Raw genomic sequence first — 17,424 nt, forward strand, 5'->3', positions numbered from 1 at the left:
CATGCTATTACCTTGTCGTACAGATGTGTTAGCTCTCACCAAACAGCTCGTTCAAATTGAAAGTGTAGTCAATACAGATGGAGAAAAAGTCATCTCTCACTCCTTGCATACCCTCTTGACTTCATTACCTTATTTTCTAGAAAATCCAACACATATCGTCATCGAACAAACCCTTGATGACGATTACGAAAGGTATAATGTGATTGCCTTTGTGAAAGGTACAAAAGGAACAAGTAATCGGACCGTTATACTTATGGGCCATGTTGATACAGTTGGAATAGAAGATTTTAATCAATTAAAGGAACTTGCTTGTTATCCTGACGAGCTAGCTGAAGCTTTACAGAAGGAGGACCTAGCAGATGAGGTAAAGGATCAGCTTGAATCTGGGGACTGGCTATTCGGTAGAGGCACCCTAGATATGAAGAGCGGACTTGCTAGCCATCTTTATCTCTTAAAATATTATTCGGAACATCCCGAGGAACTTGATGGAAACCTTATTTTCTTAGCAGAATGTGATGAGGAGGATAGTTCAAACGGTATCCTTTCTTCTTTAAAAACATTAAAAAGATGGAAGGCTGAGCACCACTTTGACTATGTCGCGGCTATCAATGCCGATTTCGTAGCCCCCCGGTTCAAAGGCGATCAAAATCGCTACATCTATAAAGGAACTGTCGGAAAGCTTCTCCCCTCCTTTTTTATTACTGGTGCTGAGACACATGTTGGTTCCTGCTTTGAGGGATTAGACCCAAACTTTTTGGCAGCAGAGCTAACTCAGCAAATCAATTATAATCCAGAGCTTTGCAATGAGGCATATGGGGAAACGACTGTTCCGCCGGTCTCGTTAAAACAAATGGATATGAAACCGTCGTATGATGTGCAAACCGCACTAGCTGCCTATGTTTATTATAATTTCTTTATTCATTCGTGGACGCCAAAGGACGTAATAGACAAGTTGACCGAGCAAGCTACACTAGCATTTGATCGTGCCTTACGTACCTACGAAGAACGTTATAAAAAATATTGCATGATTAGCGGAGAAGCTTTCCAACCGATTCCATGGAAAACAAGAGTACTTACTTATGAACAGATGGAAGAAATCCTGCATCATGAACATGGAGAGCCTTTCAAAAAACATATGGACCAGTTTAAAGACGAACGGCAAAAAGACAGATCATTGGATAGCCGAATGTACGCAGCGCGTGTGGTAGAGGAAGCATGGAAATGGATGAAGGACAAAAGCCCTGCCATGATTTTGTTTTATTCTTCTTTATATTCACCACGAATTGAACTAACAGGAAAAACGTCGGATGAATCAAACCTTATTGACGCACTTGATGAAGCAGTTGCTGACATACAACCAGACTACCCACATCCGATTGTTACACGTAATTTTTTCCCGTATATCTCTGATATGAGTTTTGTAGCATTAAGTGATGATGATGCTGGGCTTCAAGCAGTAACAAACAATAATCCAAGCTGGGGTCGAAAGCATTATATCAATTTCCAGGATATACGAGATATTAATGTTCCTGTCATCAATATTGGACCCTATGGAATTGATGCGCATAAACGATTAGAAAGACTCGAAATGACTTACTCTTTGGAAGTGGTTCCTACACTGACAAAACGAGTAATTGAGCTATTATTAAAATAGGCGAGGGCCCCCCTCGCCTACTCTCTTATCTATATTTATATACCACTGCCTCGTACGGGCGAAGCTTGATCGAAGAAACATCTGGCTCCCCTGGTTGCTCGTAATTGCTGATTAATACTTCTACATCACGGCAAATCATATCCTCTGGGAGCTTAAATACTGGTCGGTGATCAGAGAAATTCAAGATTACTAGCAGCTTTTCTTTCTTAAGTGTTCTCGTATAGGCATAGATTTGCTCATGATCATCCAGAAGCAAGTCATACTTCCCATAAACGATGACCTCATTCTCTTTTCTTAACTGTATCAGCTTTTTGTAGTAGTGATAAATGGAATCTGGGTCAGAAATCGCTTTTTCTACATTCACTTCTTCGTAGTTGGGGTTTACTGCGATCCATGGTGTTCCTGTTGTAAAACCGCCATGTTCACTATCATTCCATTGCACCGGTGTGCGTGCATTATCTCGCCCTTTCACATAAATTGATTCCATCACTTTTGCTTTGTCTTCGTTATTTTCTGTGACCTTTTCATTGTACATATTTAGTGTTTCAATATCTTTATATGCCTCAATCGAATCAAATTTAACATTTGTCATGCCAATTTCCTCGCCTTGATATATATAAGGGGTTCCTTGAAGTGTATGAAGGAAGGTAGCAAGCATTTTAGCCGATTCCACTCGGTACTTCCCATCGTTTCCAAATCGCGAAACCATACGAGGCTGGTCATGATTATTTAAATACAAGCTATTCCAGCCTGCATCTTCAAGTCCCTTTTGCCATTTCGTAAAATTGTCTCTCAAGTCTTTTAGCTTCAACGGACGCAAATCCCATTTCCCACCTGGCCCTGAATCAAGATCCATATGCTCAAATTGGAACACCATATTAAGTTCGTTCCGGTCTGAACCTGTATAAAGCTTAGCCTGCTCGACATCTACACCTGGTGTCTCACCAACTGTAACGACACCTCTTGAAAGCACCTCTTTATTCATTTCCTGTAAGTACTCGTGTATTTTGGGTCCATTAAAAAAGTACTCCGCACCTGATGCATATTTTTTTCCTTCTACATTTGGGGCATCCTGGTACCCCGCCTTAGAAATAAGATTGATCACATCCATTCGGAAGCCATCGACACCCTTGTCGATCCACCAATTCATCATATCGTAGACTTCTCTACGTAGCTTTGGATTTTCCCAATTTAAGTCAGGCTGCTTTTTGCTAAATAGATGGAGAAAGTACTCATCGGTCGTTTCATCATATTCCCAGGCAGACCCGCTAAAAAATGATTCCCAATTGGTTGGCTCTTTGCCTTCCTTCCCTTTACGCCATATATAATAGTTCCGGTAGGGATTGTCCTTAGATTTTTTCGCCTCAAGGAACCAATGGTGCTCATCTGATGAGTGGTTTACTACCAGGTCCATCATTAGCTTCATTTCACGTTCATGCATTTCTTGAATCAAATGTTCCCAATCATCCATCGTTCCAAACTCATCCATAATATCCTGGTAATCGCTTACATCATACCCATTATCATCATTTGGTGACTTATATACTGGAGAAAGCCAAATGATATCAACACCAAGCTCCTTTAAATAATCCAGTTTTTCAATAATTCCCTGAAGATCACCGATTCCATCTCCATTGCTATCCTTAAAGCTACGAGGGTAGATTTGATAGACGACACTTTCTTTCCACCATGATTTATCCATTTGTATATCTCCTTCTTTTATGTAAAGGTTTTGTGCAAACGTTTGCTTTCTAATAGAATAGCATTAATTGAATGGAAAAAAAATAACCTTTCTCATGAAAGAAAGGCAATTTTTTTACAAATATCTATTTTGTGGCTCTTTGAGCAAGTAGAGAGATAACCGCATCATCCATTGGTGGATTATGAAGGCCTGCCCTTACGTCCCTGTAATACCTTTGAAGTGGACTTTTATGATAAAGACTTTGTGCTCCTACTATACGCATCGCCTTATCAACGATTTCCATCGCTGTATTTGTTACAACATGTTTTGCCGCTGCCAGCTCCGCATGTAGCTCATAGCGATTTTCAACATCCTGATCCCATCTTTCTGCAACAGAATAAAGAAATGTTCTTGCATTCATTAATTTAAGCTCCATTTCCCCAATAGGCTGGCGGATATTGGGGAGATCACTGATTGGACCTTTTATACTGTTTGGTTTGTAATGATTGGCATATTCAACCGCATGGTTTCTTGCTGCTAAGGCAATACCCATATAACAGGCTGGAATATGGAGTAGCCACCCACTCGCCTTCTTCTTTGATTCCTGATCAAGCACTTGAACTAGGGCATCATGAGGAACTCTCACATCTTGTAAAAGAATGTCATGACTTCCTGTTCCACGCATCGCCATAGTATCCCATGTTTCGACGATTTCCAACCCTTTTGTTTCACGTGGAACAATAAACTGAGCAATTTCGCCATTTTTCTCCACCGCTGCAACGACAATAAAATAATCCAATACAGGAGCCATCGTGGTAAACGTTTTTCGACCGTTTAACACCCACTCGTTCCCTTCCTTTACCGCAAGAGTTTGTGGTCTTCCTCCTCGTGTGGGACTCCCGGTTGCTGCCTCAGAAACGGCACTGTTTAATAACGCTCCATTCTGAACGATATCGTGAGCTATTCTCTCAAAAACCTTATTGTCCCATAACCTTTTTTCAGCGGTATCCATGACAATTCCTAAATGCCAGCCGATAGAAAGGGCGGTCGAAGCATCTCCTTGGGCAAGCCTTTCCTGTAGAAGGACAAGCTCATAAAGAGAAATTCCTTCCCCTCCCAATTCCTTTGGTACAGAAAGCCTCGTGTAACCACTTTTCTTTAGCTCCTCGATATTCTGATAAGGAAAACTCCCCTCCCGGTCATATTGTTCCGACCGACTCTTAAACGAATCAGCTAGCTTACTCACCATGGTATAGAGCTCTTTGTGACGGTTTGTTCTTACATAATACTCCTCATGGTAACCCATAAAAAAACTCCTTTCCCTACTTATTGAAACGTGTATTCTCCTTCACCAATGAAGAAGGTCGTCCCTTTTAATTCATCCATATCTGTATGAAAGATTAGCGTCATTGATTGATCATTAGAACCCTTTTGAAATGTAAAAAATTGATCCTGCATACGAATTCTCAAAAAATCTCCACTTCCTTCTTCCATTTCCAATCCAAATACATCACACCAGTGGTATGCTACTTTTTGAGGGTCTAAGCTATGGATAATCACTTCTTTTAAGGACACGTCCCCTCCACGATGCGGTTGAATGGCACCTGCATTTGTTAATGATAAAAGTCTATTCTCGTCAGATTCCTTCCATTGTATGAAAAAAGGGTACACAACTCCTTCATAATCACCCTTTACAGATGCCATCTTCCATTCAATTTTGTTTCCTAACGTATTGATTCGGCTTCCCGCTACAATGGGTGACAGCTCCAACCCTTTTTCTATTAACGAACGAACCGTTTCTTCTATATCATCTGTACGTATGGCCAACCGTGCAATTGCTTCTTTTTCAGGTAAAAGTCTTGCTGCATCATAAACAACCGCATTTACATTCTTATTCTTTTCAACAAGCTCCGAATTTTCTATTGCTAAAAATTCAAGATAGCAAAGTCCGAAATAGCTTAAAGCATTATACGTTCCCCAGGTTGTGTGAGATCCGCCTCTGAAGGCGTGAAAACCTTTTTTGTTAAAGATCTCTACTGCAGAATCTAGATTTCTGACGTAATGAACGGTATGATCCCAGCTTAAATTGGCCACATTTACCTCTCCTTATCGTCCTGCTTTTTATATAAGTATAACGGCACTACTCTCTGCTTGTAAAAAAAGACCCCTTAGATTCTCTAAGAGGCTTAACTAACAAATGATATAATTGTCACTCCTACGATCGCAACAATCGACACATGGATTCCATTCGCTTGCAACCCAACCTGGACTCCGGAGATTCCAGCAAATCGGCTAACCATTAAGTTTAAGCCAGAAAACGGACTAAGCGCGGTCGACATCGCCCAGGTGAGCAGCAATAATAAGGCTAGCGATATGTTCGTGATCCCTAACTCATCAGGCTGAAGCTGCATAGCTAGTGCTCCAACAACAGCAATTTGGTGTATCCCCATATACGTTAGTATTAGTACGATCGCAATGACAGCAACCGCAAAGACAACAAACGACTCCATCGCCAATTTTACTAGAAAAAGATTGATTCCCTCGGCAAGTGCTGTTCCTTTTATCGCAAAAGCAAGCATTCCTGCACTCATAAATAGCATCATTTCATTATTCATCAATGGAACGGTACGATCTCGATAATCAATTAACAGTGGTCGCATCTTTTCCCAGTTACGAGGGATAATGGCAAACACTGCCGGAACAAAAACCGATATCAAACAAACAATGACGATCATTGACCAATGGGTGGCCCATTCTGTCAAAAGACAGGACCCCATTAACAGAACAACGAAGAAAACGAGTCGAATAAGCTGATTACGAATCTGCTTATCTAGTAAAAATGATTCTGTAGATTCCATGATTAAAGGGTTTCTCTTCTGCCAAAGAGCAAATAAGAGATTTCCAATAAATAAAGATAGGCATGAAAGTACAATCCCATATCCAATATACTTTGTGAACGGAACATGCAAATAATGAAGTACTAAAGAGACGGATGCAAAATATGGAGACCAGAAGATGGCTGTCGTAAATCCAACGAGATAGCTCTTCGCTGACATCATTGAGGGAAGCTTTAACTCATCTAAAAACTCATTAATAATACGGACTGAGCCAAGATTTAAGACAGGACTAAGTAAAAACAATGTACCCGTAATCCCCGCATAAAGTTTCTTTGGTTGCTGCATCAGCTTTTTAAGCAGAGTAGCTACCGCCTCAAAGTATCCTCCGAATCGCAAAGGAATGGATAACAGGGGAGCTAACGTGATTAAACAAAGTAGAGGGAGAATAAGAAATAGACCGTCACTTATTCCATCGACTCCTGTACCCTTTCCGATTTCAAGAATCATGCCAAGCCCCATCATAAAAAAGCCTAGGAGCCTTGGTAGACGGTCTGCCTTTGGTGCACTACCGACAAACGCAATCAGGGCTATAGCAACAACAAGGTACCGCAGCCACGAGAGCTCTGCAAAATATTGAATCAAATAAAGGCTACACATCGCTAAAATGAGGTAGCTTCGCATAGGGCAACTTCTCCTACTAACTAGTAATCTTTTGTTTTTATCGTACTCCTATTACGAAATAGATTCAATTGGTTCCTCTGGGGGAAATCCGTCAATTTTTATATTTCAACTCTATTTCTCTTGGAAATATGTGATTAACCATTGTTTACATTCACTTTCTTATAAACTTACTTGAAAATCCTTGAATATTTTAAAAATATATTTGCTATTTCTGGAATTTATTTGCGATTCCTCAGATTTATTTGCGATTTCCATAACCTAACCAACCACCCGCTTGAAAACAAGCAAACAATTGCTGTATTCTTTAAAGGACAAAACACCTAAAGGATGTAAAAATAATGAGATTAAATAAATTTATTAGCGAATCAGGCTTTACTTCTAGACGTGGTGCAGATAAGCTCATTAGCGAAGGAAAGGTTACGATTAATGGGCAAGTTGCAGAGCTGGGCACTCAGGTGGAAGCTGGAGACGATGTAAGGGTGAATGGTCAATCCATCGTTGTTGCCAGAAACTATGTATATATTGCACTTAATAAGCCCGTTGGCATTACTAGTACAACGGAGCGTCATATTAAAGGGAACATTATTGACCTTGTGAACCATCCGCTGCGTATCTTCCATATTGGAAGGCTCGATAAAGAGTCTGAGGGTCTAATCCTTTTGACGAATGATGGAGACATCGTAAATGAAATTCTTCGAGCAGAAAACAAACATGAGAAAGAGTACATCGTGACCGTTGACAGACCGATTACGAAGGAGTTTGTTGCAAAAATGTCAGCTGGTGTAGAAATTCTTGATACGGTAACCCTTCCTTGTAAAGTAGAGCAGCTATCAAAGTACGTATTTAAAATCATCTTAACCCAAGGCTTAAATCGACAAATTCGCCGCATGTGCTCAAGCTTAGGTTATGGTGTCGTTCGCCTTGAACGGACAAGAATTATGAACATCCATCTTGGCAATCTCCCTGTTGGACAGTGGAGAGACTTAACGAAAGCGGAAAAAGAAGAACTTTTTAAAGAATTACAATACGAACCGAAACAGTAAAAAAGCTGAAGGACTCTTTTCTTCAGCTTTTTCTAATGATAATCGCTGGCTTTCCAATCGGATAATACTCGATTTCCTCACAGGATCGAACAGCCTCTTCCGAGAAGCAGTTCCTTCCATCAAATACGATTGGCTCTTTCATATGAGAAACTGCTTCTGATAAAACTAACTGTTTGATCTCCTTCCACTCCGTTACGAGAAAGACAGCATCTGCCTCTTGTAACGCCTCTTCCACCGAAGCAGCATAGATGATTTGTTCTCCGAATATTTTCATTGCATTCAGAGTTGCCACTGGATCATATCCTACTACCATTGCACCTTCTGTAAGCAAGGAATGGATAATGGTAATGGACGGAGCTTCTCTCATATCATCCGTCTCCGGCTTAAAAGCAAATCCTAATACAGCTATTTTCTTATCCTTCAGGCTACCGAGACGATTCTGAGCCTTCTGAACAAGAAGCTGCTTCTGTCGATTGTTAATCATCATGGTTTCTTCAATCATTGAAAAAGGCACAGAATACTCTTTTGCGATAGCAACAAGTGCACTAACATCCTTAGGGAAGCAGGAGCCACCATAACCAATTCCACTTTGTAAAAAGGCTGCTCCAATGCGCTGATCGAACCCCATTCCCTTTGACACATCTTCTATATTTGCACCTACTGCCTCACACAGATTTCCAATACTATTAATAAAGCTAATTTTCGTTGCTAAAAAGGCATTGGAAGCATACTTAATCATTTCTGCACTTCTTGCATCTGTCACAACAACAGGAGCATTCAAAGGAGTATACATCTTCTTTATGATTGAAGCTGCATTCTGATTCTCACTCCCAATCACAATACGGTCGGGTTGTAATGTATCTAACACAGCAGATCCCTGTCGCAAAAATTCCGGGTTGGATACGACTGATGGTGATCCTCCCTTTGGTCCAAAATGATCTAATATTCCCTTTACCTTTTCATTTGTGCCAACTGGCACTGTACTCTTAATCACTACGATTGAGCCTTCTTCCATATATGGAGCAGCATCTAGTATCGCCTGGACTAGATAAGATAAGTCAGCTTCTCCATTGCTTTGCTGGGGAGTACCAACTGCAACGATAATGACTTCTGCTTTCTCCAATCCCGTTTGATGGGATGTTGTGAACCGCAATCGTTTTTCGTCCATATTTTTTATTATTAATTTCTCAAGGCCTGGTTCATAGATGGGGGACTCCCCACCAAGGAGGAGCTTTATTTTTTCTTCACTTGTATCAATACATGTCACATGATGCCCGATTTCTGCTAAGCAAACACCTGTAGATAATCCAACATAACCTGTTCCAATTACGGCAATTCTCATACTCCATCATTCTCACGATTTTGAAAGTCCATAGTCTCGTAGATATCTTTAATATACTCTAGAACCACTTCCCTCATGTCATCCCTTCTTAGCGCAAAATCGAGTGTTGCCTTCACAAACCCGAGTTTGTCTCCAATATCGTAACGTATACCCTCAAATGAATAAGCAAATACCGCTTGCTCTTTATTAAGTTCATTAATCGCATCGGTTAACTGCAATTCAGCAGGAGGAACGATTGGTAATGACTCAAGCTTTTCAAAAATCTCTGGTCTAAAGACGTATCTTCCGATAATCGCATAGTTAGAGGGAGCATCCTCCCTCCTTGGCTTTTCTACTAACGAATCAAGTGAAAATAAATTAGGAATCCCGATCGCTCCTTTAGGTTTCACAATTCCGTATTTATTCACCTCTTCGTCGCTCACCTTTTGAACCGCCACAACGGAGCTATTACAGTATTCGAACACATTCATAAGCTGCTTTAAGCAGGGTACTTCTGATTCCACAATGTCGTCACCCAGCATGACGGCAAAAGGCTCATTACCGATAAAGCTTTTTGCACAAAGAATTGCGTGCCCCAAGCCAAGTGGCTCTTTTTGTCGTACATAATAGATGGTTACTAAACTTGATAACTTTTGAATTTCTTCTAGAACCTCTAACTGGTTCTTACGTGTTAATGTGTCTTCAAGCTCATAGGATTTATCAAAATGATCTTCAATCGAACGTTTGCCTCGTCCGATAATAATTACAATTTCCTTAATCCCAGCTGCTACTGCCTCCTCGACTATATATTGAATAGTCGGTTTATCGACAATCGGAAGCATTTCCTTTGGCTGTGCCTTTGTTGCTGGTAAGAATCTTGTTCCTAATCCTGCTGCAGGGATAATTGCCTTTCTTACCTTCATTCTTCTTCCTCCTCTTTGCTTTTCTCTGCTGAATGAAGTGGGAGGTATTCCCTTGCCATGTATTTCTTCAAAATATGTGGAAGGATTTTCTTTCGACGTCTGATCAAATACTGAGAAAGTATTTTTTTCTCTGCCTCACTTACTTGCCAGTCCTCGGGAATTAAACTTATGACTTCCTCAATAAGAAAATTTGGTAGAGTTTGTATCACTTTTAGTGCTTCATAAAATGCTGATTCATCCTTTACAAATTGGGCCATTAATTGGTGGGTCGCACTCTTTAATATTTTTACAGGAAGGTCTTCCACCTCTTCTCCTATCCAGTTATAGGAACCAAAGCATTCGGCATGGTCAATAATCCACAGATGATATTTCTCATCCTCTTCTTCTCTGAGTAAAATATTTTTCTTTGTTCGGTCTCCGTTTGATAGCCAATAATCAAATAAGATAATGGAAGCTAGTTGTTGTTCGTTTACAATTTCCTTCATGTGAGAGACTTCATGTCCGTTGGAGCAACCAGGAATATATCGTGACGCAAACTGGAAGTTACTGCTACTTTCTATAAACCCAGGAATCTGAGAGGAGAAATCAGGCGGGATTTCAACGATTCGTGCATATGGAATTGGTAGCTGCAGATATCTGGCCAGACAGTAAGCTACCCATTCATTTGGTAATGACTTTTCAAAACCAGCTATAAAGTACTTCACTGCATAGTCATAGCCATCGTCAAATTTGATTAGGTGAGTGTTTGATTTTCCCTCTAACTTTTTTACATACGATACTGGCTTAATCATCCACCTTCACCACACCATCTTTATCCATCCCTTTTTGTACGATGGTCAGTAGAAATTGGACATATTTTTCGGCCACTTGGTGTATATGGAAGTGCTCAAGTGTATGAAGGATTGCCGCCTCAGACATTGCTTTCTGTACTTCAGGCTGATCAACGATGAAATATAACTGTTTAATCGCATCATCTATATTCATTCCATGGAATAACTTCCCTGTTTTGCCGTCTTTGACAACCTCTGTGATTGGCATCATTCGTGAAGCAACGACTGGGACTCCACAAAGCATGGATTCCACAAAGGTGTTCCCAAATGACTCTGTCTTTGTGGTTGCTATTGTACAGCCGCCGGATTGGCGAATCTTTGCATAGACATGTGGCATTTGCTGGTAAGGAATGACCGGAAACCATTTGATTATGTCGGTTAACCCTTCTTCTTTCCATATTGCAGCAAATTCTTCTCTCTGCACACTTTGTGCTCCACCAATAATCCAAAACTCAATATCATTACGCTCCTGCTTGACTCTTTTAGCAATTTCTACAAGCATCGGCCAGTTCTTCCTCTTATCTAAGCGTCCAATCCAGCCAATTACCTTTTTACCCTGTGGCAGGAAGGGTTCTGCTTCATGATTTATTTCTTGTTCACTTAATGCGTAATAATAGGATGGGTCAATTCCGTTATAAATGACCTCTATAGGAATCCCTTCAATAAGGATTGATACAAGCCTTTTTTGGTAATGGGAAGGGACAATAACGGCTACCGGTTGAATGCCGCGAAAATTTTTTATATGGGGGGTGAGCTTGATCAGTTCTGGGGTACGTGCTTCGACAATTACTGGTCCGTTATACTGGGCTTTTTTTAACCACTTAAAGGCATCCTTTGTATCAACAACAATAACAGCACCGTACTGGTTTTCCTTAATGATGTTGACGATTTTGTCTTTATCCTTTGTCAAATACACTTTCGCAACGTCTTCCATAATATGCATTCCACCGTGATCTGTCGTGTACAGAAACTCCGTCTCTATGCCATATTTCTTAAAATAAATCGCCCTGTTACGCCATCCAGCATTTACCCCTCCGACTGTGAGTAGCCGCCAGATTACTAAAATTTTCATCATAATTCTCCTTACTTTTTGCCCTTTTTGCCATTATCAATGATTTTTTGCATCAACATTGATGTTAGCTCCTGTCTTAACATTTTATTTTTCTCTGCCGGAGTAGCCTTTTCAAATTTCTTTTTATCAATCTTACTTTTCTTGCTATTTTTATCTTTTTTGTCTTTTTTGTCTTTTTTGTCTTTTTTGTCTTTTTTGTCTGGGTTATTGAATCCATTGATGATCCGTTGGATATCCGTAAAGTCAATTTTTTCTCGCCTTGTATCTGACTCTTCTACTACCGGTTGTTGCTTCTGTTGTTGCTTCTGCTCTAATGCAGCCCAGTGCTCGTCAATTTTCTGCATCACTTCATCAGGATTTTCACCTCTGGCCAACATCGTCTTTACCCATTCTTCTTTAAAAACCTTGTGCATTAAGTTAACGAGATTGCTAGCATTATCTTTTTCATCCGTTGTTAACAGTCGACCACTTATGTCCTTAACAATATCCTTCTTATTCCCGCCCTCTAATAACAACGAATAAATTTCCTTAGCAAGCTCTTCCATGCGCATATAATAGCTCCACTCCTCAAGAAGTTCTGGAGAGAAAGCCTTCACATGTGATAGAAACGTCTCTTTATGAGTTTCACCTAAAGAGGTTAATAGTTTACGGGGATATGGATATACCCGGTCACGCCATATCGTTCTTGCTACGTCAATTACCCGGAGACTGCCATCTGCTTGGAGGTAAATTTGCCTCTTATGATGGTCAATTCTTTCATAACCAATTTCTTTAAAAGTAACCAGCATTTCAATAAGCTTCGCGGATAGCTCTTCTGTTAACGGTTGGGATTGCAGATACTCCCTTAAATCAATTCCCTTAATGGTTTCCATCACAATAAAAAGAGGTCCATGATCATAAACCTTTGGGAACAAGCCTGTATGTTGCCCCATCGATAATGCTTCATACTCCCTCGTGCAATCTTCTTCATTTCCAAATACCTTGACACAAACATCATCGGTATAATGAAATACCGCCCCTTGTCTCCCCTTCCCGAGCATTAGAAGAGAGGTATTATTTATTACTTCCACGTCTTGATTCTCTAGGTTATTTACCGTAATATTCTCAACCAACTGTCTTATTTCACTCGTATCCAAAAAAGTAACCACCTTTCACCAGACTGTTCAATATCTACAAACAAGTGTTGTACTTTACATTCTCTTTACATTAGATTCAAAAATCACAAAAACGTACAGGCTCATAACTAGGGAAAGAGCGGAAATTTTGGCTTATGAAAAAAAAAGAGGGAATGACTGATGTCATTCCCTTTAACTTACTACTATTATAATCTGAACGTTACTCGCCTTTAATTGCTTTTACTTCATCCGGATGGTTATCAATCCATTCCTGTGCCACTTCTTCTGCATCACGATTATTATCTTCGATTTCAACGATCATCTTTTCAATATCTGATACATTCATGCTCCAGTTGCTTAAAAGTTCATATGCTTCTGGTGCTTTTTCCTTAAAGTCCTTATTCGTAATAACGTGAACCTCTGATGTTTCAAAGAAGCCTTCTGGACTTGGAAGTACCTTTAAGTCATAGTTGGCAAACATCGGATGTGGTCTCCAACCAAGGAATAGAACAGGTTCTTCCTTCGCCATGAGACGCTGTGCTTGTGCAATCATTCCACCTTCACTTGATGACACATATTCAAAGTCTAATCCAAGCTCTTCAATCATTTTTTGAGAGGTGACACTCATTCCTGCCCCTTCTTCAATTCCATAAACCTTACCACCAAATAAATCTTCCTTGCCCTTTAAATCTTCAACAGATTCAATGCCTTCTACATACGTTGGAATAACCCAACCAAGCTCTCCATCTGTATAACTAACTGCTGTATCTTCAAGTTTATCTCCGAATTGCTCCATATAGTTTGCATGCATATCTGGAAGCCATGCATCCATAAACACATCTAGATCTCCTTTTGAAAGTCCAGTGTACACTCCACCAGCATCTGCACTCGTTTCTTTAACGGTGTAGCCCATGTCTTCAAGAAGAAGCTTGGCAACCTTTGTAGGTGGGATTGTACTTGTCCACGGTGTTACCCCGAAGCTAATAGTGACATCTTTGCTGTCTTCTCCACCATTTTCCCCAGAAGTACTTGCTCCACTGCTACAACCTACTAATAAAATGAAGGATAGTAGTAATAATAAGCTTACCTTTAGTTTTTTCAATCTTCCCCACTCCTTGACTGTTTTATTTTTTATTTTTTATTTTTATTACCTAAACCTTGAGTAATACGGTCTAGGATAATAGCTAAAACCACAATTCCTAATCCACCAACTAATCCTAATCCAACGTTCACACTTGATATACCAGCTAAAACGGTTGAACCTAGACCTGGTGCACCGATCATTGATGCAATAACCGCCATCGAAAGGGCTAACATAATCGTTTGGTTTACTCCCGCCATAATAGTTGGAATGGCAACGGGTAGTTGTACCTTCACAAGCATTTGCCATGATGTAGATCCAAAAGCTCTTGCCGCTTCCACCATATCTTCGGGAACTTGTTTAATGGCCAAGGTGGTCATTCGAACCGCTGGCGGTGTAGCAAACACAAATGTTGAGATAACGGCTGGAACTTCACCTAATCCAAATAAGAGGATGGCCGGAATCAAATACACAAAACTCGGCAAGGTTTGCATGAAATCCAAGATTGGGCGGACAATTTTATCTAAAATTGAATATTTTGCCGTTAAGATCCCTAATGGAAGTCCTATAATAATGGAGAAGAAGGTTGCTACAACCACAACGGCTAACGTAAGCATGGCATCTTCCCAGAGATTCACGGAACCAAGATATAAAGTACCGATTAAAGTAAAAATAGCAATTCCTTTTCCAGCAAGTCTCCACGCCAATAAAATGAATACTATAGCTATGATTTCGGCTGGAATCATGAGGAATAAATCAGCTACGCCATTAATAAAAAACGAAATGATGGAACTGACGGAATCAAAGAATCCACCCATAACAGGGATTAGCCAGTCATATACAAAGTCATTCGTCCAATCCTCTAATGGTAATGTAAAATAGTTCATTCTTTCATCCCCTCGCTTTGCTCTTTCCCTAACACGAGTCCCGAAAGGATCGAAACTCTTACAATAATTCCCACTAGCTTGTTTTCCTCTACAACAGCGATAGGATATTTTGATTCTGCTGCAATTCCAATTAAATCACTTAACGGAGTCATTGGATCAGTAGTATGAAAATCTAACTCAAGCACATCCTCGACCCATTTATTTTCCTTATAGGCTTTGATAGCTGCGTCAATCGTTAAAATACCTTTTAGGTTTTTATCTTTATCCACGACGAAAATACTCGAGAGACCCGCATCCTCCATCTTCTTCATCGCGACCCTTGGGCCATCCTTCCATGTGGTGATGACATCAGGCTTTTTCATAATATTAGAAGCCATTAATACTTTAGAACGATCCACGTCCTCAACAAAGTTATATACATACTCATTAGCTGGATTCTCTAGAATCTCCTCAGCCGTTCCAATTTGAACGATTTCTCCATTTTTCATAATTGCAATTCTATCACCTAACTTCAGTGCCTCATCTAGATCATGAGTAATAAAGAGAATCGTTTTTCCAAGCTTGCTCTGTAGCTGAAGGAGCTCATCCTGCATCTCCTTACGAATAATTGGATCTAACGCACTGAACGCTTCGTCCATGAGAAGGATATCCGAATCATTCGCAAGTGCTCTCGCAAGCCCAACCCTTTGCTGCATTCCACCACTGAGCTGGTCAGGATAGCTATTTTCATAGCCTTTAAGCCCAACATCCTCAATCGACTTTTGAGCTTTCGCTTCTCTTTCACTTTTTTCTACCCCTTGTACCTCAAGGCCATATGCTACATTTTCAAGAACATTACGATGCGGAAATAACGCAAACTTTTGAAACACCATTGAAAGCTTTTTCCTTCTCGTTTGCATAAGGTCGTTTTTATTCATTTTTGTAATGTCTTGACCATCGATGAGAACTTCGCCGTCCGTCGGTTCAATTAGTCGATTGATTAATCGAATCAATGTCGACTTCCCACTCCCCGATAGACCCATTAGAACGAAGAATTCTCCTGGCTTCACTTCGAACGAAGCATTGTTTACACCAACAGTCATGCCCGTGTCTTTTAATATTTGCTCTTTACTCTGCCCTTGTTGTAAGCGCTTAACACCTTCCTTTGGATTGGAACCAAACACTTTTGTGAGATTTTTCACAAGAATTTTATTCATTTTCTAACCCCTTTTGTCTTTTGTAGACTTTTTATCTCTATTATTTGATAGATTGATAGTTTGAAAAGATTTGTATTGCATATAAGAGGAAAAACGAAGTATATGAGTAGTTTGAAGTTTTCCTGCCCTTTAATTGTAGCTTGATAGACCCCTTTTTAACAAAGCCGAAATTTCTGTATATTCCGTGTATATAGTTCGTAAAGTTTTAACTGTACGAATTTAACGATTAGATGGTTAATATTCCTCCCGAATACTCCAGATTCCTCCAATATAATAAGTTTCTACTTTTAAAATCAATATGATAATCTATAGATACAAAGCTCAGGGATGTGAAAAATATCTTGAATGAACAAGAAAAACTATTAAACGCTAGAGATCGTTTTATTGATTCGATGGCTAAAAATATGAGTCTTTACGGAATTACCCATTCAGTAGGAAGACTTTATGGACTGTTATACTTTAACGAAAAGCCAATGACTCTTGATGAAATGAAAGATGAGCTTGGAATGAGCAAAACAAGTATGAGCACAGCTGTCAGGCAGCTTCAGGAATTAAATATGGTAGAAAAAGTGTGGAAGAAAGGCGAGAGAAAGGATCTATACCAAGCGGCCGACGACTGGTACGATTCCTTTACAGCATTGTTTACCACAAGTTGGCGAACAGGCATCTCCCTTAATATGTCTACAATAAATAGATCACTTAAAGAGCTGCATAACCTTCGTGATAATCCAGAAACACCTGACGAAGTAAGAGCTTCTGTAAAGTTAGATATTGAAAAATACCAATATGCACTTGATTACTATGACTGGCTTAACCGTTTTGTTGACAGCCTTGAATCAAAGGAAATATTTAATTATATTCCAAAAAAGGAGTAGTGGATTTAGAATCCGCTGCTTCTTTTTTGTGTTAATGAAATACCCAGGTTGGGGGATATGTAAACCTGACTTTTTTTTATATTTGGGCTAGTCTAACTGACCAGTGGATGAGTTTTGGGTTGTTGTGATCACTTAGAGCCCCTATCTGACTGATTACCTGCTTTTTCCTTTCTTACAGGCAAATAGAAATCTCCTCTCTTACCGGCCAACTTCTCTTTCCTCTCCAAT

At 39.9% G+C, this 17,424-nt stretch carries 15 protein-coding genes; 3 read left to right on the forward strand and 12 right to left on the reverse strand.

Annotated elements, in window-relative coordinates:
• Window position 1 precedes the first annotated feature (1 nt).
• Window positions 2-1,654: a M20/M25/M40 family metallo-hydrolase gene (locus tag BKO01S_RS17480; protein ID WP_066057077.1), complete on the forward strand. Its 1,653-nt coding sequence runs from the start codon at window positions 2-4 to the stop codon at window positions 1,652-1,654.
• Window positions 1,655-1,679: 25 nt separating this feature from the next.
• Here BKO01S_RS17480 and BKO01S_RS17485 read toward each other — a convergent pair whose 3' ends face one another.
• The 4 genes from BKO01S_RS17485 to BKO01S_RS17500 form a co-directional block, all read right to left on the reverse strand.
• Window positions 1,680-3,356 (reverse strand): glycoside hydrolase family 13 protein, encoded by a 1,677-nt coding sequence (locus BKO01S_RS17485; protein WP_066057080.1) that lies wholly within the window; start codon window positions 3,354-3,356, stop codon window positions 1,680-1,682.
• A 124-nt stretch (window positions 3,357-3,480) separates the two neighbouring features.
• Window positions 3,481-4,641 (reverse strand): acyl-CoA dehydrogenase family protein, encoded by a 1,161-nt coding sequence (locus BKO01S_RS17490; protein ID WP_066057083.1) that lies wholly within the window; start codon window positions 4,639-4,641, stop codon window positions 3,481-3,483.
• A gap of 20 nt (window positions 4,642-4,661) precedes the next feature.
• Window positions 4,662-5,429 carry a VOC family protein gene (locus BKO01S_RS17495; RefSeq protein ID WP_066057087.1) on the reverse strand — a complete coding sequence of 256 codons (768 nt, stop codon included), beginning with the start codon at window positions 5,427-5,429 and terminating at the stop codon, window positions 4,662-4,664.
• A 92-nt stretch (window positions 5,430-5,521) separates the two neighbouring features.
• The gene (locus BKO01S_RS17500) at window positions 5,522-6,853 is read right to left on the reverse strand and encodes a hypothetical protein (RefSeq protein WP_066057090.1); all 1,332 of its coding nucleotides are present in this window, start codon (window positions 6,851-6,853) and stop codon (window positions 5,522-5,524) included.
• A 338-nt stretch (window positions 6,854-7,191) separates the two neighbouring features.
• Here BKO01S_RS17500 and rluF point away from each other — a divergent pair, with 338 nt between their 5' ends.
• Window positions 7,192-7,896, forward strand: coding sequence for a 23S rRNA pseudouridine(2604) synthase RluF (rluF, locus tag BKO01S_RS17505; protein WP_066057093.1), 705 nt, complete (start codon window positions 7,192-7,194; stop codon window positions 7,894-7,896).
• 22 nt (window positions 7,897-7,918) lie between these two features.
• Here the strand turns inward: rluF and BKO01S_RS17510 are convergent, their stop codons facing one another.
• The 8 genes from BKO01S_RS17510 to BKO01S_RS17545 form a co-directional block, all read right to left on the reverse strand.
• On the reverse strand, window positions 7,919-9,238 hold the full coding sequence (locus BKO01S_RS17510; RefSeq protein WP_066057096.1) for a UDP-glucose dehydrogenase family protein: 1,320 nt from the start codon (window positions 9,236-9,238) through the stop codon (window positions 7,919-7,921).
• Window positions 9,235-10,140, reverse strand: a complete 906-nt coding sequence (gene galU, locus BKO01S_RS17515) for a UTP--glucose-1-phosphate uridylyltransferase GalU (protein WP_066057099.1) — start codon at window positions 10,138-10,140, stop codon at window positions 9,235-9,237. Before galU ends, BKO01S_RS17510 begins: the two co-directional genes overlap by 4 nt.
• Complete coding sequence (locus BKO01S_RS17520) at window positions 10,137-10,931, reverse strand: HipA family kinase (RefSeq protein WP_066057100.1); 795 nt, start codon at window positions 10,929-10,931, stop codon at window positions 10,137-10,139. The genes galU and BKO01S_RS17520 overlap by 4 nt, the downstream gene beginning before the upstream one ends.
• Window positions 10,924-12,042, reverse strand: a complete 1,119-nt coding sequence (locus tag BKO01S_RS17525) for a glycosyltransferase family 4 protein (RefSeq protein WP_066057103.1) — start codon at window positions 12,040-12,042, stop codon at window positions 10,924-10,926. Before BKO01S_RS17525 ends, BKO01S_RS17520 begins: the two co-directional genes overlap by 8 nt.
• 11 nt (window positions 12,043-12,053) lie before the next feature.
• Window positions 12,054-13,178, reverse strand: coding sequence for a hypothetical protein (locus tag BKO01S_RS17530; protein ID WP_066057105.1), 1,125 nt, complete (start codon window positions 13,176-13,178; stop codon window positions 12,054-12,056).
• A gap of 199 nt (window positions 13,179-13,377) precedes the next feature.
• On the reverse strand, window positions 13,378-14,259 hold the full coding sequence (locus BKO01S_RS17535; RefSeq protein WP_066057108.1) for a glycine betaine ABC transporter substrate-binding protein: 882 nt from the start codon (window positions 14,257-14,259) through the stop codon (window positions 13,378-13,380).
• Between the two features lie 29 nt (window positions 14,260-14,288).
• Window positions 14,289-15,125 (reverse strand): ABC transporter permease, encoded by an 837-nt coding sequence (locus BKO01S_RS17540; RefSeq protein WP_066057111.1) that lies wholly within the window; start codon window positions 15,123-15,125, stop codon window positions 14,289-14,291.
• Complete coding sequence (locus tag BKO01S_RS17545) at window positions 15,122-16,321, reverse strand: quaternary amine ABC transporter ATP-binding protein (protein ID WP_066057114.1); 1,200 nt, start codon at window positions 16,319-16,321, stop codon at window positions 15,122-15,124. The genes BKO01S_RS17540 and BKO01S_RS17545 overlap by 4 nt, the downstream gene beginning before the upstream one ends.
• Before the next feature lie 341 nt (window positions 16,322-16,662).
• Between BKO01S_RS17545 and BKO01S_RS17550 the strand changes: the two genes are divergently transcribed.
• Window positions 16,663-17,196, forward strand: a complete 534-nt coding sequence (locus tag BKO01S_RS17550; protein WP_157077409.1) for a GbsR/MarR family transcriptional regulator — start codon at window positions 16,663-16,665, stop codon at window positions 17,194-17,196.
• The last annotated feature ends 228 nt before the right edge of the window (window positions 17,197-17,424 follow it).

The sequence above is a fragment of the Robertmurraya korlensis NBRC 107688 genome (assembly GCF_001591645.1).
Classification (GTDB): Bacteria; Bacillota; Bacilli; order Bacillales; family Cytobacillaceae; genus Robertmurraya_A.

Coding starts and splice junctions, on each gene's coding strand:
- BKO01S_RS17525 (WP_066057103.1), bottom strand. CDS start 12,042: ATGAAAATTTTAGTAATCTGGCGGCTACTCACAGTCGGAGGGGTAAAT.
- BKO01S_RS17520 (WP_066057100.1), bottom strand. CDS start 10,931: ATGATTAAGCCAGTATCGTATGTAAAAAAGTTAGAGGGAAAATCAAAC.
- BKO01S_RS17500 (WP_066057090.1), bottom strand. CDS start 6,853: ATGCGAAGCTACCTCATTTTAGCGATGTGTAGCCTTTATTTGATTCAA.
- galU (WP_066057099.1), bottom strand. CDS start 10,140: ATGAAGGTAAGAAAGGCAATTATCCCTGCAGCAGGATTAGGAACAAGA.
- rluF (WP_066057093.1), top strand. CDS start 7,192: ATGAGATTAAATAAATTTATTAGCGAATCAGGCTTTACTTCTAGACGT.
- BKO01S_RS17485 (WP_066057080.1), bottom strand. CDS start 3,356: ATGGATAAATCATGGTGGAAAGAAAGTGTCGTCTATCAAATCTACCCT.
- BKO01S_RS17480 (WP_066057077.1), top strand. CDS start 2: ATGCTATTACCTTGTCGTACAGATGTGTTAGCTCTCACCAAACAGCTC.
- BKO01S_RS17545 (WP_066057114.1), bottom strand. CDS start 16,321: ATGAATAAAATTCTTGTGAAAAATCTCACAAAAGTGTTTGGTTCCAAT.
- BKO01S_RS17490 (WP_066057083.1), bottom strand. CDS start 4,641: ATGGGTTACCATGAGGAGTATTATGTAAGAACAAACCGTCACAAAGAG.
- BKO01S_RS17540 (WP_066057111.1), bottom strand. CDS start 15,125: ATGAACTATTTTACATTACCATTAGAGGATTGGACGAATGACTTTGTA.
- BKO01S_RS17510 (WP_066057096.1), bottom strand. CDS start 9,238: ATGAGAATTGCCGTAATTGGAACAGGTTATGTTGGATTATCTACAGGT.